Source organism: Leptolyngbya sp. FACHB-1624, from assembly GCF_047649235.1.
GTDB lineage: Bacteria > Cyanobacteriota > Cyanobacteriia > Leptolyngbyales > Leptolyngbyaceae > Leptolyngbya > Leptolyngbya boryana.
In genome coordinates this window covers 1,007,841-1,029,941 of record NZ_CP180258.1, presented here as the reverse complement: position 1 = coordinate 1,029,941, position 22,101 = coordinate 1,007,841, and the positions used below count along the sequence as shown (strand labels likewise).

20 protein-coding genes are annotated in these 22,101 nt (G+C 47.0%); 12 read left to right on the top strand and 8 right to left on the bottom strand.

Annotation, left to right across the window (positions count from 1 at the left end):
• Positions 1-15: 15 nt before the first annotated feature.
• Positions 16-822 (bottom strand): hypothetical protein, encoded by an 807-nt coding sequence (locus ACMUEV_RS04735; protein WP_190653462.1) that lies wholly within the window; start codon positions 820-822, stop codon positions 16-18.
• 178 nt (positions 823-1,000) lie between these two features.
• Positions 1,001-1,606: a chorismate lyase gene (locus ACMUEV_RS04730; protein WP_017290426.1), complete on the bottom strand. Its 606-nt coding sequence runs from the start codon at positions 1,604-1,606 to the stop codon at positions 1,001-1,003.
• A 200-nt stretch (positions 1,607-1,806) separates the two neighbouring features.
• On the opposite strand from ACMUEV_RS04730, the gene ACMUEV_RS04725 reads away from it, so the two are divergent.
• Positions 1,807-2,061 (top strand): hypothetical protein, encoded by a 255-nt coding sequence (locus ACMUEV_RS04725; RefSeq protein ID WP_017290427.1) that lies wholly within the window; start codon positions 1,807-1,809, stop codon positions 2,059-2,061.
• A 27-nt stretch (positions 2,062-2,088) separates the two neighbouring features.
• Complete coding sequence (locus tag ACMUEV_RS04720) at positions 2,089-2,394, top strand: hypothetical protein (protein ID WP_190653463.1); 306 nt, start codon at positions 2,089-2,091, stop codon at positions 2,392-2,394.
• Here the strand turns inward: ACMUEV_RS04720 and ACMUEV_RS04715 are convergent.
• Positions 2,358-4,388 carry a pentapeptide repeat-containing protein gene (locus ACMUEV_RS04715; RefSeq protein WP_190653464.1) on the bottom strand — a complete coding sequence of 677 codons (2,031 nt, stop codon included), beginning with the start codon at positions 4,386-4,388 and terminating at the stop codon, positions 2,358-2,360. The genes ACMUEV_RS04720 and ACMUEV_RS04715 overlap by 37 nt on opposite strands.
• Before the next feature lie 273 nt (positions 4,389-4,661).
• On the opposite strand from ACMUEV_RS04715, the gene ACMUEV_RS04710 reads away from it, so the two are divergent.
• The 6 genes from ACMUEV_RS04710 to ACMUEV_RS04685 all read left to right on the top strand — a co-directional run bounded on the left by ACMUEV_RS04710 (position 4,662) and on the right by ACMUEV_RS04685 (position 11,254).
• Positions 4,662-5,600 carry a pentapeptide repeat-containing protein gene (locus tag ACMUEV_RS04710; protein WP_017290430.1) on the top strand — a complete coding sequence of 313 codons (939 nt, stop codon included), beginning with the start codon at positions 4,662-4,664 and terminating at the stop codon, positions 5,598-5,600.
• A 121-nt stretch (positions 5,601-5,721) separates the two neighbouring features.
• Positions 5,722-6,582 carry an alpha/beta fold hydrolase gene (locus ACMUEV_RS04705; protein WP_190653465.1) on the top strand — a complete coding sequence of 287 codons (861 nt, stop codon included), beginning with the start codon at positions 5,722-5,724 and terminating at the stop codon, positions 6,580-6,582.
• Positions 6,583-6,829: 247 nt separating this feature from the next.
• Positions 6,830-8,308: an N-acetylmuramoyl-L-alanine amidase gene (locus tag ACMUEV_RS04700; protein WP_190653466.1), complete on the top strand. Its 1,479-nt coding sequence runs from the start codon at positions 6,830-6,832 to the stop codon at positions 8,306-8,308.
• 68 nt (positions 8,309-8,376) lie between these two features.
• Entirely contained in the window at positions 8,377-9,363 is a 987-nt protein-coding gene (locus ACMUEV_RS04695; protein ID WP_190653467.1) for a glycosyltransferase, read from the top strand.
• Positions 9,364-9,367: 4 nt separating this feature from the next.
• Positions 9,368-10,291 (top strand): glutathione S-transferase family protein, encoded by a 924-nt coding sequence (locus ACMUEV_RS04690; RefSeq protein WP_190653468.1) that lies wholly within the window; start codon positions 9,368-9,370, stop codon positions 10,289-10,291.
• Positions 10,292-10,399: 108 nt separating this feature from the next.
• Positions 10,400-11,254: an MBL fold metallo-hydrolase gene (locus ACMUEV_RS04685; protein WP_190653469.1), complete on the top strand. Its 855-nt coding sequence runs from the start codon at positions 10,400-10,402 to the stop codon at positions 11,252-11,254.
• A gap of 82 nt (positions 11,255-11,336) precedes the next feature.
• Here the strand turns inward: ACMUEV_RS04685 and ACMUEV_RS04680 are convergent, their stop codons facing one another.
• Together ACMUEV_RS04680 and ACMUEV_RS04675 are read right to left on the bottom strand one after the other, a co-directional pair.
• Positions 11,337-13,865 carry a type I secretion system permease/ATPase gene (locus tag ACMUEV_RS04680; RefSeq protein ID WP_190653470.1) on the bottom strand — a complete coding sequence of 843 codons (2,529 nt, stop codon included), beginning with the start codon at positions 13,863-13,865 and terminating at the stop codon, positions 11,337-11,339.
• 85 nt (positions 13,866-13,950) lie between these two features.
• Positions 13,951-14,712: a peptidylprolyl isomerase gene (locus tag ACMUEV_RS04675; protein WP_017290437.1), complete on the bottom strand. Its 762-nt coding sequence runs from the start codon at positions 14,710-14,712 to the stop codon at positions 13,951-13,953.
• A gap of 354 nt (positions 14,713-15,066) precedes the next feature.
• Here ACMUEV_RS04675 and ACMUEV_RS04670 point away from each other — a divergent pair, with 354 nt between their 5' ends.
• Entirely contained in the window at positions 15,067-15,708 is a 642-nt protein-coding gene (locus tag ACMUEV_RS04670) for a peroxiredoxin (RefSeq protein ID WP_017290438.1), read from the top strand.
• A 62-nt stretch (positions 15,709-15,770) separates the two neighbouring features.
• Here ACMUEV_RS04670 and ACMUEV_RS04665 read toward each other — a convergent pair whose 3' ends face one another.
• Both ACMUEV_RS04665 and ACMUEV_RS04660 read right to left on the bottom strand, forming a co-directional pair.
• Positions 15,771-16,697: a MarR family winged helix-turn-helix transcriptional regulator gene (locus ACMUEV_RS04665; protein ID WP_071596188.1), complete on the bottom strand. Its 927-nt coding sequence runs from the start codon at positions 16,695-16,697 to the stop codon at positions 15,771-15,773.
• A gap of 290 nt (positions 16,698-16,987) precedes the next feature.
• Positions 16,988-18,457, bottom strand: coding sequence for a hypothetical protein (locus tag ACMUEV_RS04660; protein ID WP_190653471.1), 1,470 nt, complete (start codon positions 18,455-18,457; stop codon positions 16,988-16,990).
• A 95-nt stretch (positions 18,458-18,552) separates the two neighbouring features.
• On the opposite strand from ACMUEV_RS04660, the gene ACMUEV_RS04655 reads away from it, so the two are divergent.
• Complete coding sequence (locus ACMUEV_RS04655) at positions 18,553-19,587, top strand: WD40 repeat domain-containing protein (protein WP_190653472.1); 1,035 nt, start codon at positions 18,553-18,555, stop codon at positions 19,585-19,587.
• 122 nt (positions 19,588-19,709) lie between these two features.
• On the opposite strand, the gene ACMUEV_RS04650 is transcribed toward ACMUEV_RS04655, so the two are convergent.
• Positions 19,710-20,288, bottom strand: a complete 579-nt coding sequence (locus tag ACMUEV_RS04650) for an SH3 domain-containing protein (RefSeq protein ID WP_190653473.1) — start codon at positions 20,286-20,288, stop codon at positions 19,710-19,712.
• A 191-nt stretch (positions 20,289-20,479) separates the two neighbouring features.
• Here ACMUEV_RS04650 and ACMUEV_RS04645 point away from each other — a divergent pair, with 191 nt between their 5' ends.
• Positions 20,480-21,019 (top strand): NADPH-dependent FMN reductase, encoded by a 540-nt coding sequence (locus tag ACMUEV_RS04645; RefSeq protein WP_190653474.1) that lies wholly within the window; start codon positions 20,480-20,482, stop codon positions 21,017-21,019.
• Between the two features lie 154 nt (positions 21,020-21,173).
• Entirely contained in the window at positions 21,174-22,088 is a 915-nt protein-coding gene (locus ACMUEV_RS04640; protein WP_190653475.1) for a methyltransferase domain-containing protein, read from the top strand.
• The last annotated feature ends 13 nt before the right edge of the window (positions 22,089-22,101 follow it).

The window sequence follows — 22,101 nt, the reverse complement described above, 5'->3', positions numbered from 1 at the left end:
GCACGCTTGCCGGGATCACTCGCTAGCTGCGGGTTCTTCTTGTTCTGCAACCGCTTTTAACTTGCTATGAAACTCAGTGCCCACCGCCGTTGGCATAAATTGATGAATGGGAGGATGCACTTCTTCTGGAAGTTCTAAAACAGATTCGGGTGCAGCTTGCCCATTTTCAATCGATTGTTCAGTTGGCTGTGTGTCATCCTGCCATTTGATTCTCATCGCTTCGTGGGATGCATTCAGGCTGGAGGTCGCTTGTTCGATTAAAGCATCTACACCTGCTTGCAGACGAGCCACTCGATTCAGCAGCATTTCAGGAGGAGCTAAGTGATCGAGTTCTAAGGGTGGAATCCCAGGCTCGACGACTTCGGGTTCTTTTTGAATCTGCTCAGCAAGTTCTGCCCAAGCGGGGGGATCTTCGCTAACGGGAACGGGCGATCGACTGGGGGCTGGCAAAGCTGGAAGCGCGGCAACATCCACAGGCTCTTGAGGTCGGTTCGGTTGGGACAGATCGCGAGGGAATTTATTGCAGACTAGGCGTTCAAATTCGTAGTTGAAGTGATAGCAAGGTTGCTGCCGACGCTGCCAGAGTTGCAAAATCTGCTCGACGGAGACCACTTTGTAGCGTCCCTGGTAAAGGGCTTCGATCACCGCCCAACGCACCCAACTGACAGAATAGGTAGTTTGCCAACGATCGACGAGTTGCCGCACCCGTTCTTCGCCCAAATCAAAACCGTAGTGAATTAATAAATCCACTACATGGGCTGCAGCTTCATGCCAGACGGAGCTGCCTTTATCCGAAGAATTCCTCGCTGGATCTGTTGACATAATCCGCTATTTTAGGGCAAAACCGGATTTAATTTCCTCTACTCGAACCATTCTTCTTTGCATTGTCGGAAGATTGACCAGATTGAACAGACGGTCTGCATGAATATCCTGGCGAATCGAATTCGGAAATATTCAGGCTTTGAGGCGGATTTTTAGAAGTCAGCGTCTTCGTTGAGCGTCAACGCGCCTTACCCAAATATCGCTCCAAATAAGGCGAAAACACCTCATAAATCAGCGTAAACGGTTTGCCATGATGCCAGAACAAATAATGCCGTCCCCACAGTGGAGCAGAAACCCCAAATGCTGCCTCTAATGCCGCTGACCGTCCGTAATGCAATCCTTTAATCTCGCGGTATAGCTCCATGCGCGATCGCGATAAATTCGACCAGATGGGCTGCGATCGATTCTGCAAATACTCATCGATATGGCTCGACTCCCACCACGAAGCCGCATAGCCTAACCGCTGACCTGAAGCTGTTCTTAACCAAATCTGTCGCCGCAACCGACTACCTGGAATTTGCTCGATCGCGCTCGGTGCATGATCTAACGAAAACCCGATCGACGACATATCGATGACATCTACCTCAGTCGGCTCGCCCGTTAAAAGCTGTAAATGCCGCGTCGGAGACCCATCTCCTAGTAACATCATTTGCCAAGCTGGAGAAAGCTGGCTGTGCGGTAGTCCTTGCTGAATCTCAAGTTCGCTTGCCTCCCAGATGGGGTCAAGACAGTGCCAGGTCGTTGGCAACGTTGCGCTATCGGAGGATCGAAAGGTCGCAGTCACGCTCGTTTACATAAGTTAACTTTCCTACATCATAACACCGCGCGAAGAATGAGGGGCAGAGCGAAAAATCGAGGATTTTGTATAAAAAATATGTATAATTTGTGGAAATGATAGTATAGATTTAGAAGCTACTCTGAGAGTTGTAGATTTCAACATCGGCACTCTCAAAGCATCGGAGTTGTAATTCAGGAGATTTTTATATGTTTAGGTCAGAACAAAGTAATGAAGCCGATGACGAGATAGACAGTCGTTATCGAAAACAGTTGAACTTGGATTTGAGCCAGGAGGCTTATGCCCTCTTGCAAACCTTATCAGCAGAATCAGGGAAGAACATGGCTGAGGTGCTGCAGATGGGATTAGCACTGTACAGCGTTGCACAAGAAGCGAATAAAACAGGCTTGACGCTTGGAATTGTCCATCAAGAAAAAGTGATTCAAGAGATTACAACATCCTAATTTTTGACGATTGCAGGAGGGGCAACAATGGGTCAACAGCAGGGCTTGAACAATGAAGATGACAAAACGCCCCTCTCTCTCGATCGCTGGTTAGAACGTGAACATAACATTGGCAAAGGTAGCCTGAAAATTCAAGACATTGACGAGATCGTCGAACCGTCTCCACGCCGCAGAATCTCTACCCCTAAAAGATTTGCGCTCCCTAAAAGATTTGTGCTGCTCTATATCTGTGCCATGGTGCTCATGTTCTGGCTTGGCTATGCAACGGCTCGGATTCAGAGCACTTCGTGTCCTCCTCAGGCATCATCATCCAAAGTAAACCAAATTCTATGAATCAACTTTGCATGTTTGAGAAGGTTTAGAATTTGTTCTTGGATATGGTCTAGAACAGCGTGAAATTCTTCTTGAATCCAGAGATCCCGCTGTTGTGCCGTCATATTTTCCAAAGACTGAAACATGTCTTCACGATAGGCTTGAATGTTTTTAGTAAACTGTTCTGCCTTGCGCTCAAGGACTAGATGCAGTTGATAAAAATTAGGCGAGCCAGAGGTTCGACCGATTTCTTGCTGCTCATCTAAGCCATCTTTGAAAATTTCGATCGCTTCTTGAAACAATCGCAGAGTTTCTTCCAAATCGGAAAATCGAAATTCTAAGTCTCCTCGAATTTCCTCCATGCGTTGCTGCCCATCTGCAAGTCCGTCCCGTTCTCCTCCAGCTTGACGCAGCACGATCGCAAGCTTTTCTTGTAATTCAGGAATCTGATCCGCGCTCAATCCCAAGTTGTGCTCAAATCTTGCATGGTCTACGATCGCACTGCTCAAATTAACACTCGATAAATCTGCACCTGCTAGCTCAGCCCTCGTCAGATCCGTTTCAGTCAGAATGGCATTACTCATGTAAGCTCGCCGCAGTAAAGCAGTATGGAGATTGGTTTGCTGTAAGCAAGCTCGCAGCAGATTCACACCGCTCATTTCAGCAAATGATACCTGCGCTGCTGTCAGATCGACTGCACAGCAGTAAGCTCGATTGAGCGTTGCACCTGTGAGCGTACAATGTCGCAAGTCAGAATCTCGAAATGAGGCACGAGTTAAAGTTGCTCCAGTTAAATTAGCATCCGTTAAAGTTGCCATCATGACTCGTGCACTGCTGAGCCTAGCTCGAATTAAAGTTGCCTGCGTCAGATTTGCGCCGTTTAATTCAGCATTTCTAAGATTGGCATCGGTCAGTATAGCGCGGGACAGATTGGCAAAGGAGAAGTTCGAGCGACTCAGAGAAGCCTGCTCTAGATTGGCATTGCTCAGATCAGAGCCGCGTAAACTTGCACCATCGAGCCTCGCTTTGTAGAGATTAGCAGAGACGAGCTTAGCACGACGAATCACAGCAGAATTGAGTTGAACTTGTTCTAGATGTGCATAACTGAGATCAGCTTGGCTTAACTGCGATCGCCGTAAAATTGCTTTTTTCAAAAATGCATGTTGCAAATTCGCCCCGGTTAAATCTGCCCCAAATAGCGAAGCATTCTTAAACTCTGCACCTTGCATCTTTGCGTATTTGAGCGAAGCGCCATTGAGGACGGTGCGATTTAACTTTGCCTGATGGAGAATCGCATCGGTGAGATCGCTGCCACTGAGATCGGCTTCCGTCAGATTAGCGTGGCTCAGATCTGCCTTCCTTAACACTGCATTTTTCAGATCGGCTTTGAATAGCTCGATCGTATGTTGCATCTGAGCATTGCAGAGATCAACCCGTTCTAAGATGGCATGGCTCAGATCTGTGTTTTCAAAATGAGCTTCAGAGAGCTTCGAGCCTGTCAAGTCTGCTTCGGATAAACAGGCATGGCTTAAATTTGCTTTACTTAGGTTGGTTCTTCGCAGACAGGTACCTTTAAGGATTGCCCCACACAAAATGCCTTCTACTAGCCTTGCCCCTCCTAAATCAGCTTCTTCTAAGTCTGCATCGCTCAGATCGGCTCTGACGAGATCGGTACGTGGGAGATTCGCTCGACGTAAAATCGCTTTCTGAAGGTTAGCACTGCGCATCACTGCACCTCGCAAATTTGCTTCAGCGAGATTCGCTCCTGCTAGATTCGCCCCAACCAAATTGGCTCCTGCTAGATTCACCCCAGCCAGATTTGCTCCTGCTAGATTGGCATAAGCAAGATCGAATGTATTACAGCCACTCGCAATCAATGGGAAATCTCTTCTCTCCTCTGTTGGATATTGCAGATCGCGTTCAGGGAACGTCGGTTGTCGAGGGTAATCACAGTAAAACTGAGGTGCAAAACAACTTTGATCAGAATCGCTTGCTAAATATTTCTTACTCGGCATCTCTCAGAAGCATGATTTAAAAGGACTAAATTGTGTGATTGTTAAAAAAAGATTCAATTCCAATTGTTAAAGTGCAAAAAAATATGTCTCCTCTGTATTTTCTAGGGATTTGAGTAAAACCATAACACCCTATTTTGGTTTACTGTAGGGAAATCCTAGATTAGATGAACGAAATTGATCGTTGCGCTTACGCAGGTGCTAGACCTCATCTTCTTCTCACCCCTTAGCTTTCGCTTGTTTATTTTTATGACTAAATCTAAGTTGAGTTAACTTATGCAGCATCGTTTATCTCAATCTTTTCGTCGATCGGAATTGATAGTCGGTGCGTTGATGGGTGCAGCAATTGTTCTAGGGACTGGGTTTTACTGGCAACAACAACGGGCAAATCTGCATCAACTTCAAGACCAAATCAACGGATTGAGAAAGACGACACAAGCGAATCCAACCCTCCAGAAAGACTTACTAGCACTCGAAAAAGACCGCATTGTTTTAGAAAATGCGATTCATAGTAGCATCGTTCAGACTGGCGGTGGTTTTTTACTATTTTTAACTGCATTCATTTCTTGGAAGAATCTCAAAGCGACTCAAAAGAATGTTGCGATCGCGGCTGAAAAGCAAGTCGCAGAACGCTATAGCCAAGCGATTAATCACCTCGGTAGTTCAAGCTTAGAGACTCGATTTGGTGGCATCCATGTGCTCGAAAGAATCGCTCAAGAATCGCTGCAAGAACATTGGACAATCATGCAAGTGCTAACGTCTTATATTCAAGCGCGATCGCCCATAAATTCAGCTTCCTCGAAAATTGCAAGAGACATTCAAGCTTGCCTATCAGTCATCGCTCGTCGTCGCATCGAGTTCGATCCGCCTTACAATCCTTCTAGCTCTGCAACTCGCTTGAATTTAATTGAAACGCACTTGTGCAAGGCTGAATTAAGTGGGGCAAATCTGAGCAGAGCTTTACTGTTAAACTCCAATCTCAGCGGAGCCTATTTAACCCAAGTTGATTTTAGGGGTGCAAATCTGAGCTATGCAGTTCTAGTCGAAGCTTCTCTATATCAGGCGAACCTACAGCAGACCAGACTGATTGGGGCGGATTTAGAGAATGCTGACTTTCGAGGTGCGATCGGGCTAACTGTCGATCAAATCAAAGAAGCAAGAAATTGGCAGAGCGCAGAGTTTGATCCGGAATTTCAAGCCCAACTCTCAAAATAAAATCAGCCGAACAACTTCCTGAGCGAAATTTAAAACCGCAGCTATACTCATTTTCAGTTTGTAACGATCGTGTAGAAATTGCTTTACATGCGATCGCGGTGTGTCTTGAGACGGTGAATTCATGCTTCTAACCCAGACTCTTTCGGATCAATATGTGCAGGTTGGTTCTGTTAGAACTCGATTTTGGCAGGCGGGAGAAGGAAAACATACGATTCTGCTGTTACATGGGGCAGGAGGATCTGCGGAGTTCTGGTATTACAATCTTCCGGGTTTAGCTCGACAGCATCGTGTGATCGCGATCGATATGGTCGGATCAGGACGCTCTGATAAACCCTCCGCTTCGTATTCGCTGGCTTACCAGGCAGAATTTATTTTGGGGTTCATGGATGCGATGTCGATTTCATCGGCAGTTTTAGTAGGACATTCGATGTCCGGTGGAGCGGCTTTACAGCTTGCATTCATGGCTCCCAAGCGGGTTGAGAAATTAGTGCTCGTTGGCAGTTTTGGATTAGGGCGAGAAGTGACGTTTTCAGCCCGGTTAGCAACCTTACCTTTTGCCGTGAGATCGCTCCAGCCAAGTCCGAAGGTCATGCGTCCGATGTTGAAGCAGAATGTCTTTGATGTCGATACGATTCCACAAGAGTGGATTGATTTGCGCTATCCAATTTTCGCGCTTCCAGGACGTAAGGAACCCTTGATCCAAATGGCGCGAACCAATCTATGTTTGCGAGGGGTTAGAGAAACTGTCTATCAGCCGATCGTTGAAAATCTGAAAAACATCATTGCGCCTGCACTGATTATCTGGGGAAAACAGGATCGCATTCTTCCGGTCGCTCATGCCCATGTTGCAGCGAAGCGACTGCCCAATGCAGAACAACCATTATTGCTCGATCGGTGTGGACACTATCCGCATTTGGAGCATCCAGCCCGGTTCAATCAAGCTGTACTCAATTTTCTGACTGGAACAAGTGGCAATCACTGAAGTCATAGAACCAAGGTCTTTTAATCCGTTTTCCTATCGTGTTCAGACGACGATGTATTCTAGCAAAGGCTGAATTATCGATCGAGTAAAAGATTGGCAAGATATTCCAGCACCTAGCAATGCGCTAGGTGTAAATCGTGCTGTCCGAGCCAGTCAGGGTGTATTTGTTAACGCGGTTTCGTTTGATATGATGACTTGCGTATCTACCGAGGTGAAAAAATTATGCCTGCATCATAAAAGTTAGACCATGATCTTCGCATCGAATTGCTGCCCGGATTGCGGGGGTGTAGAAATCAAACCCTGCAAAAAATTGCTTGCTCAATCTAAAACTCAACTCAACGATCGTCGTAGTATCGCGCCAGAACGCCTGACCACGGTTTTATCTGATCGCTTAGAAACGATTCGACAAGACACGCAACAAGTCAAGCAAGTTTTTCTGGTCGCAAATCCAATTCAATTTGCCAATCAACCGATCTCAGCAGCATTGGTTAAGATTCGCAATCAAGCAGCCACAGAGTTAAAAACGCAGGGCTTTCCGGTTGTCATTGTGCCAGCCAATTTAGAACCCGCTGAAGCGATCGCTTGGATCAATCGCCGCGCCAAACCGGGAGACATCGCGTTATCGATCCGAACGGATGCTTTCTTGAACCCGAATACGAGAGGCGTGACTGCTTTTTATCGTGCAGGAGATGAGAACCGCCGACAGAAAGCACAACAACTGCTGGATCAAATTCTGGTCAATGTTCCCGCTTGGATGAATCGGGGCACAAAGCCGGATACTGAAACAGCATTGGGGAGCCTTGATTTTATTCGCCAAATGAAGATTCCTGCGATCGTATTAACGGTCGGGTTTACTTCTAGCCCAGAAGATCGAGCCATTATTCTGAATCGCTCTCAAGCGATCGCACAAGGCATTGCCCAAGGGTTAGCACTCTGGAATCAAACGATCGTGCCGATGAGTATCAATTTGAATGGGCAAGCTTCTGATCAGCAAGGTGTGATTGTGGAAGGAAACTCATACATTCCTATTGATCTGTTAGATCAGCTTGCCATTCGAGTCAAACGTCCTCAAAATGCTCGATTGATAATTTACAACAATCAAACCTACATTAGAGCGATCGATCTCCGCAAAGTCGGCGTTTTTGTCGGCTGGAATTCCAGCGATCGAGGAGTGATTTTGCGAAACATGCTGCCTTTGAATCCGAATAAAATCAGCAGCATTATGGGACAGGGTTATCTTTCAAAAAATACGTTAGAAGCCTTTTTACAGCAGCACAATCCTCAAGCTCTCCAAACCTTCCCTAACATTGCCGAATTGTATTTAGAAGAAGCTGCGATCGAGGATGTCAACTCTGATATTGCGTTTACACAAGCCCTCATCGAAACCGATTTTTTTCGTTTTGGGAAAACCCTTCAGCCGACTCAAAATAACTTTGCCACTTTGCGAGAAGTTGGCAGTCCTTGGGAAAGTGCAGCCTTTCCGAATGCTCGCACCGGAGTACGTGCTCATATTCAATTGTTGAAAGCTTATGCCAGTTTAGAGCCATTCAGCCAAGACGTTGTGACTCCCCGATTCCGCTTTATCATCCGTGGCAGTGCCCCGCGAATTCAGCAGTTGAGCTTTTACTACTCTTCTGATCCTTCCTATGCAGAAGAAGTATTAGCAACACTGCAACAGCTTTATCAATATCAATTTGCGCGATCGCTCAGTCGGCAGAGCGGATGATTCAGATCAGAATGATCTTTCGGCTGATATGATGGCTCACATCTTACCTTCAACTCTTGGCGGCTGTCATGCGATCGCTTTATTTTCTCCTTCCTGGAACCGGAAAACGTTTTGCCTGCGGGGGTCTGTGGGCGGAGTTAAAGGCGTTTGAGCTTGCCAAGCAGATTTGCCCGGCTGAAATCGTCACATACCGCCAGCGTGAGCAAAATACACGTTTTTTAGATGATGTCCTTCAAGAAGATCTCAAGGATGTCATCTTTGTGATGAGTTGGGGATTCGATGTTGCGAAACTCGCAAAACGCTTGAAAAAACATAATGCTATTTATCACGCACATAGTGCAGGATATGGGTTTACAGTTCCATCAAGCGTCCCGATTGTGACTGTCAGTCGTAACACATTAGGTTACTGGGGACAACATGCACCGCATTCACTAATTTACTACTTACCAAATCAGATCTCTGATGAGTTTAGTAATCAGAATTTGGATCGCGATATTGATGTTCTAATTCATACTCGAAAATCATCAGAGTATCTATTAAAGCAGTTGATTCCTGCGCTTCAGAAACGCTGCAAAGTAGAAATCATTAATACTCACGTTGATAGTCTTGCAGCCGTTTTCAATCGAACGAAAGTTTACTTATATGATTCTGCGGAGTATTGGGCACAGCAGAAAGTCAGCGAAGGATTTGGACTCCAACCGATGGAAGCGATCGCGTGTGGTTGCCAAGTGTTTTCCAGCGTCAACGGTGGTTTATCAGACTATCTCGATCCAGGATTTAACTGCTATAAGATCGCGGCTTATTCGACTGAGTTTGATGTGCAGCGAATTTTAAGCGCGATCGAGCGACCTGCGCCTGTAATTCCTGAAAGCTTTTTGGCAGAATATCGCGGTCAAAATATTCTGGATCGCTTAGCAGTCATTTTGCGCGAAGTGAACGAGTTTTTTGATCACAAACAGACGCATCCCGCTACGATCGAACCATTAACGCGATCGCGCTTAGCGAAACTCGCTCTTCAGCGAATCATCGCTAAAATTCAGAAAAAGCTTCAGTAAAATCATGCCTCCAAAATTGCTCATTCAACTGGTTCGTTTTGGCTGGACAACTCTATGGCGAATCATGATGTCCAAGCTTGCGCCAAGAGACACATCAGGCGCTTACATTCGTCCTGAGAGCGAATTTCGGAGTCAAAGCCTGACCGCTGCGCCAGGACGTTATCGATTGTTCGTAGGTCTAGGTTGTCCTTGGGCACATCGAACGTTAGTGACTCGCGCCTTGAAAGGATTAGAAGACGTTATTTCAGTCTCGATCGTGATTCCTTCTCCGGAGAATGGAGGCTGGATTTTAGAAAAACCTGAGCTAGGCTGCACCACGTTGGCAGAGCTATATCGACGAGCAAAGCCAGGCTATCAAGGTCGATCGACAGTTCCGGTCTTATGGGACTGTGAAACCAATACGATCGTCAATAACGAAAGTTCTGAAATTATCGTCATCCTCAACTCAGCCTTTAACGAATTTGCAAAGCATCCAGAACTTGATCTATATCCAGAAGCCTTACAGCCAGAAATCGATAGCTGGAATGAGAAAATCTATCACGCAGTCAACAATGGCGTGTATCGTTGCGGATTTGCTCAAACTCAAGCAGCTTATGAAACTGCGTGTCGAGAGTTATTTACAATGTTAGATACGATCAATGAAACGCTTTCTACTCGTCGATATCTCTGCATCGATACTTTAACCCTTGCAGATGTTCGCCTCTTCACGACTCTGTTTCGTTTCGATGTTGTTTACTATAGTCTGTTCAAGTGTAGTATTCGCCGCATTCAAGATTATGATCACTTAAGTGTTTATCTCAATGATTTCTATCAGCTTCCAGGCGTAGCAGAAACCTGTGACTTAGAATCTGTCAAACGAGACTATTACGGCAACTTATTCCCACTCAATCCTGGTGGAATTATCCCTTTAAGTGCTCAAAATCTTTAGCACTACAGATTGTCAAAAGACTTTCAGGACTTCAACTCTCTCGTTAGGAAGACGGTGTGCGATCGCAGATTTTCTAGGCTTGAAATCGTCGATCGCACCCAACGACCTATGCGAATTCATCATCTTAACTGCGGCTGTATGTGTCCTGTCGGTGGAGCATTGTTTGATGGCTTCAGTCGAGGTTTAACGTCACATCTTGTCTGTCACTGTTTGTTGATCGAAACGAATCAGGGATTGGTTTTGGTGGATACTGGATTCGGTCTTCGCGATATTCAAGCACCTCGCAGTCGGCTCAGTCCATTTTTTATAGCGTTCAATAACATTCAATTCGATCGTCAACTCAGCGCGATCGACCAAATCGAACGTCTAGGATTTTCGCCACAAGATGTTCGTCACATTATTCTGACGCATCTCGATTTTGATCATGCAGGCGGCTTAGAAGATTTTCCCAATGCAACAGTGCATGTGATGCAAACTGAAATCGATGCAACTCGCGATCGCCAAGGTTTTATTGCTCATCGTCGCTATCGCCCCGGTCAATGGGATGAAGTAAAATCCTGGAAATTCTATGCGGCGAACGGCGAGTCTTGGTTTGGATTTGAAGCAGTCAGAGACTTAGAAGGATTGCCACCAGAAATTCTATTGATCCCCTTAACAGGACATACACGAGGTCATGCTGGAGTTGCGATCGAGACTTCCGAAGGTTGGCTGTTACATGCAGGCGATGCTTACTTTTATCGCGATGAAATGAAGCCAGAGTATCACTGCACACCTGGTTTAAAGGCTTATCAATGGATGATGGAAGTCGATCGTAAAGCGAGATTGCTCAATCAAGATCGCCTGCGTCAGCTCGCCTTAAGTAACGATGCCAAACTCTTTTGCAGTCATGATGCGATCGAGTTCAAAGCTTATGCTGAGCAATCTGCGAATGAGAATCGAAGTAGCTTATCTGGACGATCGTAAGTCTTTCGTAACTTAGCAATCAATAAAAAAACGATCGCTCCACAAATGAAGCGATCGCTAACCTTTACTCAATCCAACCTAACTACACCGAAGCTTGCTGTCGCTGATACAACGACCAATACAAACCTTTCTTGCGCAGTAATTCTTCGTGCGTGCCTTTCTCAGCAATTACGCCCTTCTCCATCACCAGAATTAAATCTGCTTTCTTCAAAGGCGCAAATCGGTGAGCAATTAAGAAGACCGTTCGATTGTCCGAAATCGACTGCAAACTCTGTAAAACCTGTTGCTCGGTTTCACTATCTAAAGCACTGGTCGCTTCATCGAGTACCAAGATCGGGCTATTCGATAAGAACAATCGCGCCAAAGCAATCCGCTGTCGTTGTCCCCCCGACAGTGCAGTTCCCCGCTCTCCTACATTCGTCTCATAGCCCTGCGGCAACTCACTCACAAAATCATGCGCCGCTGCCATTCGTGCCGCAGCTACAACCTGTTCAGCCGTAATATCAGGACGACCCAAACTAATGTTGTCGATAATGTTGCCATTGAAAAGAAAATCTTCCTGCAACACAACTCCCATCTGACTCCGCAGCGAGTGCAGATCGGCACTCTTGATATCAAAGCCATCGACGAGAATCCGTCCGGCTTCTGGTAAATACAACCGCTGCAAAAGCTTTGACAGCGTACTCTTACCAGAACCACTTCGTCCTACAACGCCAACCAGCATTCCCGGCTGAACATCAAAGGAAATTCCTTTCAGCACAGGCTCTTGATTTGGGTTATAGCGGAAAAAGACTTGATCAAATGAAACTTGCCCTTGCAACGTCGGTAACACCAATCCCGAACCCGGTTCTGCTTCCGGAGCAACATTAAGAATGTCGCCAATTCGATCGACTGAGAGCAACACCTGCTGCAAATTCTGCCAAAGCTGAACTAATCGCAACAATGGACCTGTCACCCGTCCAGACAACATCTGAAACGCCACCAACTGACCGACCGTGAGTTCTTGCTTAATAACTAAATGCGCCCCCACCCAGAGAATCAGTAAATACGAGAAATTCGTGAGAAAATCTCCCAAATTATTACTAATGTTCGAGGTGGTAGAAGCTTTGAAACTCGTGCGAATATAGCGGGCAAATAACCCCTCCCAGCGATCGCGCGAAGGCTTCTCGGCACTATGCGCTTTCACCGAGTGAATCCCCGTCACCGTCTCCACGAGAAACGACTGACTATCCGCATTGCGGTTAAACGTCTCATTCAACCAATTCCGCAAGATTGGAGTCGTCGTTAACGTTAACGCTGCATACAACGGCAACACCGCTAAAGCGACCCCAGTTAACGGAATGCTGTAGAAAAACATTAAGGCTAGATACACCACAGCAAAAATCGAATCAAGCACAACCGTTAAAGCTGTCCCCGTCAAAAATTGCCGAATATTCTCAAGTTCCTGAACCCGCGCAACTGTATCTCCGACCCGTCGCGACTCAAAGTATGCCAAAGGCAACCGCATCAAGTGACGGAACAACTGAGCCGACAGACTTAAATCTAATCGTCGAGCCGTGTGCGTAAAAATAAATAGCCGCAGAATACCAAGAACTGCTTCAAACAACGCCACCGCCAGCAGCGCCATCGCCATCACATCTAGTGTCGGAATGCTGCCCTGCACCATCACCTTATCAATGACGACCTGCGTAATTAGCGGAGTCGCCAAGCCCAATAGCTGCAACGTAAACGAAGCAAACAACACCTCGCCAAGCAGCACCTTATACTTCCAAACCGCAGGCAAAAACCAAGCGAGATTAAAGCGCTCTTGCTTCTGAACCGTCTCGACCTGCCAGAGTTGCCCGTCCCAGAACTGCTCCACGGTCGATCGATGAATCGCTTGCGGTGACATGATCGGATCATGCGGATCAGAGATCACAAAGCGATCGCCCCGCACGCCATACACGACGACCCAATGCGGCTCTTCACTATCACCCCACAGCATCAGCGCCGGAAAATCCAACAAGCGCGCATCTTGCCAACTCGACTGAATCCGGCGCAATTGCAGCCCGAGTTTCTCCGCCGCATCGACCACATTTGTCGGACGCTGCCCCCGCAACTGTCGCTGCACCCACTCCATCTGAACTGGATTCTGCAAATGGTTTGCCACCATCGTCAGACAAGCCGCCGCACTATTCATCCCAGGCACAAACGGGAAACCCGTTATCGTCTGCGGAGAAAGATCCGTTTGGGGCACGTAGCGCGCACGTTGAATTGCCCAAAAGCGATCGATATCAGGAGTTTGTAACCCCTCCCACATCTGAGCGCTCCACAACACCGCCTGCACCTCACTGCTAGCAGCACGAGCTTTCCAGCCTGACAAATCCAACAAATCCCCAATCCATTCACCCGGATTTAAGACTCGTGAACTGTTGTCTTCTCCAACTAGGCGCACTTTTCCAGCCAGGATTAGCAATTGAATGCCCGCATCCTCACTCGACCAAAGCACGTCTCCTAACTTGTAGTGACGGACTTCGGCTCTTGATTTAAATTGCACCTGTTGTTCAGGATTGAGAAAACATAAGGGTGGAGATTCCCAGGGCAGATTGGCAGCAATATCGTTCGTCAGCATGAGCGCAAATGAATTTTAGGGGCTGAAACCGTCGGCAAGGCACTCTAATCTATCCGAAAAGAGCCGTTTATTTATTCAAGTCAGTCTAGTCGCTAACCTGAAGTTTCACCGTCATTTTTTGAATTTTTTCTGCAATCCAACGATCGAATAATTCCGTCGTCAGCATTTGCTTGAGTTGAGGATTGTCGAGCGTTGCCGGGAGAATATCTTCAACCCGAAACAAAGCCCAGCGTCCCTCTAATTCAATCGGGCCGACTAAATCACCTTTTTCAGATGAATCGATCACAGCCCTGACTGTATCCGGCATTGTCCCACGACTGACCGGACCCATCATGCCATTTGCAATACGATCATCGGCAATTGAATGCTCGCGCGCTAACGCTTCAAAGTTTTCTCCCTCGCTAATTTGCAGCTTTAACTCTTCTGCAATTTCTTTGCTTTCGACAATAATCCGAGACAGCACGACGCGATCGAGAAACACTTTGCGCTCAATAAAATACTCTTGCAGTCTTGGCTCGGTTGCCACGATCTTCAGCTTTTCATTCTTGAAATTGGTCGCAATTTGCTGATGGAACGTGGTGTAATCCAACCCGTTGCGACTGAGCCATTCTTGAAAAACGTTCGGATCGGTCAGTTTCTGTTGGAGGCGAAAATCGACCACAGCTTGCTCGATCACGGCTGGATTGATCTCCAGATCATCTCGATTTTTTACCTCGGTTTCCAAGACATATTGCCGGAGGATATCACCAATAAAGCCTTGCAGCTTACCGGAGGTTTGTAAATAGCGAAGGCACTCTCGGAGGCTGAGAGACTGCTCATCGATCGTCAGAAATGCGTTATTTTCCATAAGGTAATCCGTGCTGATGCAATATCCAAATCGATGGTAACGTGCCTAAATCTACTGAAATTTTGCCGCAAGTCCGTAAAATCTCAGCGATTTACCGCAAACCATTGCGATTAAACTAAAACTTTGTTCATCTAGAGTCCGCAATTTCAACTAATTCCCTGCCCCAATCCATGAAACTTTAAAAAAATACGCAGAGTAGGGAACCCTACATCGGCAAAATTTCACGTGTCCATTCTTCATCACAATCACGATCGCGGTAAAATCATAAAAAGATCTAAAGTCCGACCGGAAAACCGGGTTTTGTGGCATGATCAATCAGTACCTATCTGCGATCGACAGGAAATATAAAAGATTATGGCTCTCCGTTTAGGCGACACAGTTCCCAACTTTACCCAAGACTCGTCTGAGGGAACGATCAATTTTTACGACTGGGCAGGGGATAGCTGGGTTGTCCTCTTCTCGCACCCCGCTGATTACACCCCGGTTTGCACCACCGAACTCGGTCAAGTTGCAAAAATCAAGCCTGAGTTTGACAAGCGCAACGTCAAAGTGATTGCCCTCAGCGTCGATGATGCAGAATCCCACAAAGGCTGGATTAGTGACATCAATGAAACGCAAGCCTGCAGCGTCAACTATCCCATTTTGGCAGATGGCGACAAGAAAGTTTCCGAACTGTACGACATGATTCACCCGAACTCCAGCACGGGTTCGACGCTGACTGTTCGCTCTGTTTTCATCATCGACAACAACAAGAAGTTGCGTCTGACCTTCACCTATCCGGCAAGCACCGGACGGAACTTTGACGAATTGCTGCGGGTGATTGATTCGCTGCAATTGACTGATAACTACAGTGTAGCTACGCCTGCAAACTGGGTAGATGGCAATGACTGTGTGGTTGTGCCTTCGATCCCAACCGATCAGGCTCGTGAGAAATTCCCGAAAGGTGTCACTGAAGTGAAGCCTTATCTGAGAATGACTCCACAACCGAACAAATAAGCTTTGATCGCTGTGATTTTCAAGCTGGGTAAGACATTACCCAGTTTTTTTACGCCTCTTTCTTACACCTCAGCCAGGTTTGCGATCAAACGATCCACGCATTTTGACAACAACGTTTGCTCGTCTTCTGAGATATCCTGCATCATCATCTGTAATAATTCCAAGGCAGCCATCGGCAAAGTTTGTCTGAGTTCTAGCCCAGCATCAGTGAGCCAAATGCGCCAAATGCGCCGATCCTGAGCGTCACGCTCACGCCGGATTAGCCCCCGCTCACTCATGCGATCGAGTACCCCGGTGAGTGTGCCACCGACTTGTTGCAAATTCTCGCCAATGCTGGAGGTCGCTTGTCCATCCTCTTGCCACAGACAGCACAGCACGACCCAATGAAATGGAGTCAGACCAAAGGGTTCAAGAAGATCTTGAAACCGACGAGTGCCCAATTGAGCAATGAGCTTCATCCGATATCCCAAATTATTCGGCGCAAAAATCGCTTCCCACCCTTCAGCCGGATGGATGATCGGTGACTCTCCGAGATTTGCAATCATGCGATCGACAATCGTTGACAACTGTTCGCGATTTGGTATCGAAATCCCTTGCAGCGCCGCATCGCGAAGCTCAGTTGCAAGAGGCGGCAGAATTTCTTCAAATTTTCGTCCAGCATCGGTGAGCCAAATGCGCCAAATGCGCCGATCCTGAGCATCACGCTCTCGCCGAATTAGCCCTCGCTCACTCATGCGATCCAGAACTCCGGTCAGTGTGCCGCCAACTTGCTGTAAGCGATCGCCAATACTCGAAGTCGCTTGCCCGTCTTCTTGCCAGAGGCAGCACAGAACAATCCAATGAAACGGCGTAAGCTTATAGGGGTCAAGACGCTCCTGAAACTTGCGATTTGCGAGTTGTGATAGTAGTTTGATACGATAGCCAATTCCGTGCGGGGCAAGCAGGCATTTGAGATGCATTGGGATCGGTTCAACCTGGGAAGAAATCATTGATGTTAACTAAACTAAAAAGCGCTGGATTAAGGGATGGACTTGGGGTGCAAAAATCGGAGCGTCAGACATCAAGGGCAGACCGTAGCCGTTAAACAGCTAAACGCTGAGTAGAGGAATTTTAACGCCATAGGGGTCTGTATGCACAAAAGCGTTGCATAACTTTGACAGACTGTCGTATCCAAAACGGATATCGTAATTATCACCAAAAATGATTGATTCAGTCAGGTCTGCAACGCTTTATTACACGAAGTGCGTTGTAGACAAGGTTCAGAAATTCTCGCTTCGCTTTAATTAAGCTCAGTTTGTACATCTTGCCCTTGCAGAGGTTTGAGCGCGATCGTCGGCGGCTCAGTTGGAGGCAGAGACTGCGATCGTAGAACGATAGCCCCAATGATCAGCGTCAAAATGGGTATGCCGATCGACACCACACTCTTCAAGCTACTATTCATCCCCAGTAAATATTGAGCGCTACTTGCCAACCCAAACGCCAGAGTTGTTAGTCCAAACAGTCGCGCTTTCGGGATCAAGGCAGCAAATGTAATCAAAATCGAACAATACCAAGGCATTAACCACGAGGTCGCAAGAAGCATGAGGACTAAAGTTGTCCAGCCCATATCTTCTAACAACATCTGTGGCGTATTGTTCCAGCGTTTGTCGCTGCGATGGAGCTGCCAACCATAAAAGCCAAAAAATCCCGCCAGCGTCAGATTGGACAACAGGGCGAGAATCACGCGCTGCTGAGTAAGATCTAAGCGATCTGGATGAAAAATGCGAACGAGATCGAGGAAAAATTTCGCGATCGCCATCAGCGAAGACTGATACTGCCCCGACACACCCGGATTGAGGATACTTTGCCAAGCCGCTAGATTCGGCATGACCGTGAACACCAGCCCCGTGACAATTGCACCAGATGCCACAATCATGCCGAGCAGCCACCGCCAATGTCCTTGACGCAGTAAGGTTACAGCCACCCAGGGAGTCCAAATTATTGGTAGCGTTTTACTTAAAAAGCCACCCCAAAGGGCGACAAACGCCATCCAGTATTGCTGTCTTGCATAGGAAACCGCAAACAGCACGATGCTCGTCGAGACAAAAATATCAACATGCGCCGAACTCACCTGTTCCATCAACAGCAAGGGGTGGAGTAGATAGGCGATCGTAATCCTGCCACGCTCCGGAATCGGCAACCAACGCCAAATTAAATAGCCATTCAAGAGATGCAGCAGTAAGCAAATTAGCTTAAAAATATAAAGTGCCACGATCGGACTCATCGTGACAAAGACGGCTGAGAAAGTGAAAACAGCTTGAGAAATCAGTCCATACGTCGAAGTTTGTGCCCAATCGACATAAGGCGACAGTTCGGTAACGTATGCCCCGGCTCGGATCAAATAGGGATTGGCTCCATTGAGATTCATCAATCCCGAATGCAAATAGAGATAAGTATCATTGCCGAGCGGATAGGCAATGAAGGCAAGCATCCAGAAGGCAGAAGTCCGAATTAAGATTTGGCGAAAGCTCCAAGTGGAATGTATCCACGAGGTACTGAGAAGATTTGCCAGCCAGATCAGATAAATAATCGAAAGTGCCAGATAACTACCGCCGATCGCGAGTTGCGTTTTGAGGTCTGGAAACGTTGCGAATTTTCGCCCACCCGCCAGAACGTAATAGAATTTATCAATTCCTAGGTATAAAAGAACAACACTTAAAAAGGTTGTAAGGATTAACGCGATCGCCGTTAGTATTCTAGTTTTATTCACGGAATTTTAAGATCGAGTAAATTCTCCTTAATATACTACTTCACGAATTTGGTGGCATCGCGTTTTAGAATTGTGAGCTTAGGAGTCAGACAAACGTGACACAAAATCGCTGGGTACAGAAGTTGAGCATTGCTGGCGTTGCATTGATTGCGTTTCTAGCTGCAATGTTTTTGCTACTATGGCAGGCGACGAGTTCTCGTGGAGTCGCCAAGGTCTGCATGCCAATCTATGCGGCAGATGTGATGTGTTACGGACAGCGACAATTGATGACTTCACATAAGCCGACGACGATCACCGTCAGTCCTCTGGGTGGAATTTTAGCAGCAGGTTATGAAAGAGAGATCGAGCTATGGGATCTCAAGACTGGCAAAGCCCTACCCAGGTTACAGGATCACACGGATTTAGTCAGCGCGATCGCGATTAGCCCAGATGAGAAAATTTTGGCAAGCAGTAGTTTAGATGGAACGATCAAGCTCTGGGATTTACCCCATCATCGTTTAGTTTCGACCCTGAATGCGGGACGGGCTTCTAATTTAGCGTTTAGCCCGGATGGGCGCATGTTAGCGAGTTCGAGTGGAGTGCATCGTTGGGCAGATGGGGTATTTAGTCCACTGGGGGTGCAGATGTGGGACATTGCGTCGCGGCAACGGGTGTATGGTTTGGGGACTCAGCCAGTCCGCGCGATCGCGTTTAGTCCAGATGGGCATCTGTTAGCGGCAGGAGATCGGATGAAGACAGAACTCTGGCAGGTTCGAGATGGCGAACGACTGCAGACTCTGAATTCAGGCGAGGTGACAGGGCTAGTCTTCTGCCAAGATGGACAAACATTGATTACAGGAAGTAGTAAGCTCAAACTCTGGGATTTGCGGAATGGCAAACTGCTGCATGAGTTTGATGCGGGAGCTTCGGATATGGTACTCAGCCCGGATGGACAGACTTTAGCGACTTCATCGGGGGGATCGGTGCATCTGTGGCATCTATTTACAGAACAATCGTTGGGATCGTTGTATGCAACGTCCTTTAGTAGTTTGTTTGTGGAGTTTGCCTTAAAGGGACAAGCGATCGTGGCAGCGGGAACGGATGGAATTTGGCTTTGGCGAGATTTGCATTCTGAGACGGCAACTCCCTAAGCTTTATGAAGGGACTTGAGCCAGAGATTAGAGTTTGAATTAGCTCAGATAAAAACGGCTTGAACGAGTCTAATCACTCGTTCAAGCCACAGATTTGAAACATTCGAGAAATAACCGGACGTTTACTGACAATTCAGAAGATTACTGCCAGGAACATTCACAAATCCGTTAGAAACCCAACCTGAAACGGGTTTTGCAATCTGCACCCATACCCGTCCACTTGCATCTGTCTTGGATGTCGTTGGCGTGGTTGAGACATTAACTTGAGAATTGAACGCAACACTCCCTACAACCGCAGTTGACACATCGGGTCCTTGACGCACGATTAAACCTTGCGTTTGAGTGACACGGCGGCAGGTCGATGGGGAAGGATTCGGATTCGGATTTGGATTCGGGTTCGGATTTGGATTACCACCAGGGCAGAGTCTCAGCGTTACCGTTTGCACAAAGCCTTTAGAGGGAGCGCTCACAGCAAGAAAACCATTTTCAGCTGTATTTTCCGCGATCGTCATTCTTTGGTTTTCAGGGACAGCGCGAACAACAGGACTAGCAGCAGAACGCTCTGCGAAAATGGCAGTAGACTGCTTTGCACACCGAACTTGACCGACGAGTTGTGCTTGAGCAGCAGGCATGATGAAAGGGGCTGTCAGTCCAGCAATTGTTAGGGCGGAAACCGAATGCTGCCAAAGATTTAATTTCATCGTATTAAACTCCTCACCTAGGGTAGAACCCTTTACCAGTGGACTATTTCGGGAATTATCCCACGGATAGCTCGAATTCTTGGCTTTTTCATAATGCTTTTAAACATTTCACAGAGATACCTCTCTTAAAGCGTAGTCATAATGAATTCAACTTGGTTATGATAGGGAGGTTATTCAAGGAATTTCATCTGATGGTCAAAGTTGTTGGCATTGCTGGAAGTTTAAGATCGGGTTCTTACAGTCAACTCGCTCTGAAAGTTGCGATTCAACGGGTTGCCGCTTTGGGAGCAGAGGTAGAAATTTTGGATTTACGATCGCTGAATTTACCGTTCTGTGATGGTGGGAAGGACTATTCGGACTATCCTGATGTGGCAAAAATGAAGCAGGTCGTCAGCGAAGCGGATGCGATTATTTTAGCGACTCCTGAATACCACGGCAGTATTAGTGGCGTGCTCAAGAATGCGCTGGATCTGATGGGGTTTGTCGAGTTTACGGGCAAGGTAACGGGTGCGATTAGTGTCTTGGGCGGGCAGTCGAATAGTAATTCGCTCAATGATTTGCGAGTGATTTTGCGGGCGATTCATGCCTGGACAATTCCCGAGCAGATTGCAATTGGGCAAGCTTGGCAGGCATTTGGGGAAGATGGCAAGTTACTCGATGAAGACCTTTCGCAGCGGTTTGATGCATTTGCTCAGAGTTTAGTAGAGAACACTCGCAGACTTAGAGGTTAATTGCGATCGGGTTTGAGAGTGGGGGGTAGGGAGTAGGGAGCTAATTAGGAAACAATTCCCCACTCCCCACTGATGCGACAGAGATTTCATGGATTGATTCGTCGAGCGATCGCTAACGGTAAAATTAAGACTGTTCATAAACTTAGTTTTTGATATGACCGTAACCAGTGAACCCAAGCTCAGACTCGCTTCTCGGCTTGTGAATGGAATTTTATCGATCAAACCTGTGTTTGATTTGGCGAGATATCGTGCTCGAACGATGATGATCAAACGGGCAGAATCGATCGGGGTTCCCTGGACGAAGATTGTGGCTGATTTGCAAGCTCGCGATTGGTCAACGGAATTTAATCAAGTCAATAATCCTGATTTGAAATATCCAGAGTATTATGTGCGTTCTTTTCACGCCTACGAAGAAGGGAATTTAGGGTGGGAGCCTGCTACTGAAGTAGAAGTGGCTGCCTATGCGGTTCATGCAAGGATTTGGAGTGATTCGGGAAAAGATGGCGATCCCCGATTGCGTCAGAGCTATCACAACGTTTTGCAAGCTGAAATTTCTGAATCTCCGACAGCGATCGTGGATCTCGGATGCAGCGTGGGAATGAGCACCGTTGCGCTACAAGACGCTTTCCCAGGTGCAACGCTCACCGGAGTTGACCTTTCCCCTTATTTCTTAGCCGTTGCGAAGCATCGAGTCGGAGAACGGGAAAACATTAACTGGGTACATGCCGATGCCGCAGCAACAGGTTTATCCTCTGGCTCGTATGACTTAGTTTCGGCTTGCTTGTTGTTTCATGAGTTGCCGAAAAGTGCAGCGATCGACATTCTCAAAGAAGCCAGAAGATTACTTCGTCCGGGTGGACATCTTGCCATCATGGATATGAATCCCAACTCGGAAATTTATGCCAAAATGCCCCCGTACATTTTGACATTACTCAAGAGTACAGAACCCTATTTGGATCAGTATTTTGGGTTGGATTTGGAGAAAGAAATCGTTGAAGCAGGTTTCTCTAAACCGACTTTGACCTGCAACACTCCGCGCCATCGGACTTTGGTTGCCCAAGCTTGCTAAAGGCGCTAGTTTT

Excerpts from the sequence above, each read along its gene's own strand:
- ACMUEV_RS04650 (WP_190653473.1), bottom strand. The coding sequence starts at position 20,288 with ATGAAATTAAATCTTTGGCAGCATTCGGTTTCCGCCCTAACAATTGCT.
- ACMUEV_RS04720 (WP_190653463.1), top strand. The coding sequence starts at position 2,089 with ATGGGTCAACAGCAGGGCTTGAACAATGAAGATGACAAAACGCCCCTC.
- ACMUEV_RS04645 (WP_190653474.1), top strand. The coding sequence starts at position 20,480 with ATGGTCAAAGTTGTTGGCATTGCTGGAAGTTTAAGATCGGGTTCTTAC.
- ACMUEV_RS04640 (WP_190653475.1), top strand. The coding sequence starts at position 21,174 with ATGACCGTAACCAGTGAACCCAAGCTCAGACTCGCTTCTCGGCTTGTG.
- ACMUEV_RS04665 (WP_071596188.1), bottom strand. The coding sequence starts at position 16,697 with ATGATTTCTTCCCAGGTTGAACCGATCCCAATGCATCTCAAATGCCTG.
- ACMUEV_RS04695 (WP_190653467.1), top strand. The coding sequence starts at position 8,377 with ATGCGATCGCTTTATTTTCTCCTTCCTGGAACCGGAAAACGTTTTGCC.
- ACMUEV_RS04670 (WP_017290438.1), top strand. The coding sequence starts at position 15,067 with ATGGCTCTCCGTTTAGGCGACACAGTTCCCAACTTTACCCAAGACTCG.
- ACMUEV_RS04715 (WP_190653464.1), bottom strand. The coding sequence starts at position 4,388 with ATGCCGAGTAAGAAATATTTAGCAAGCGATTCTGATCAAAGTTGTTTT.
- ACMUEV_RS04690 (WP_190653468.1), top strand. The coding sequence starts at position 9,368 with ATGCCTCCAAAATTGCTCATTCAACTGGTTCGTTTTGGCTGGACAACT.
- ACMUEV_RS04710 (WP_017290430.1), top strand. The coding sequence starts at position 4,662 with ATGCAGCATCGTTTATCTCAATCTTTTCGTCGATCGGAATTGATAGTC.
- ACMUEV_RS04680 (WP_190653470.1), bottom strand. The coding sequence starts at position 13,865 with ATGCTGACGAACGATATTGCTGCCAATCTGCCCTGGGAATCTCCACCC.
- ACMUEV_RS04725 (WP_017290427.1), top strand. The coding sequence starts at position 1,807 with ATGTTTAGGTCAGAACAAAGTAATGAAGCCGATGACGAGATAGACAGT.
- ACMUEV_RS04700 (WP_190653466.1), top strand. The coding sequence starts at position 6,830 with ATGATCTTCGCATCGAATTGCTGCCCGGATTGCGGGGGTGTAGAAATC.
- ACMUEV_RS04735 (WP_190653462.1), bottom strand. The coding sequence starts at position 822 with ATGTCAACAGATCCAGCGAGGAATTCTTCGGATAAAGGCAGCTCCGTC.
- ACMUEV_RS04705 (WP_190653465.1), top strand. The coding sequence starts at position 5,722 with ATGCTTCTAACCCAGACTCTTTCGGATCAATATGTGCAGGTTGGTTCT.
- ACMUEV_RS04675 (WP_017290437.1), bottom strand. The coding sequence starts at position 14,712 with ATGGAAAATAACGCATTTCTGACGATCGATGAGCAGTCTCTCAGCCTC.
- ACMUEV_RS04685 (WP_190653469.1), top strand. The coding sequence starts at position 10,400 with ATGCGAATTCATCATCTTAACTGCGGCTGTATGTGTCCTGTCGGTGGA.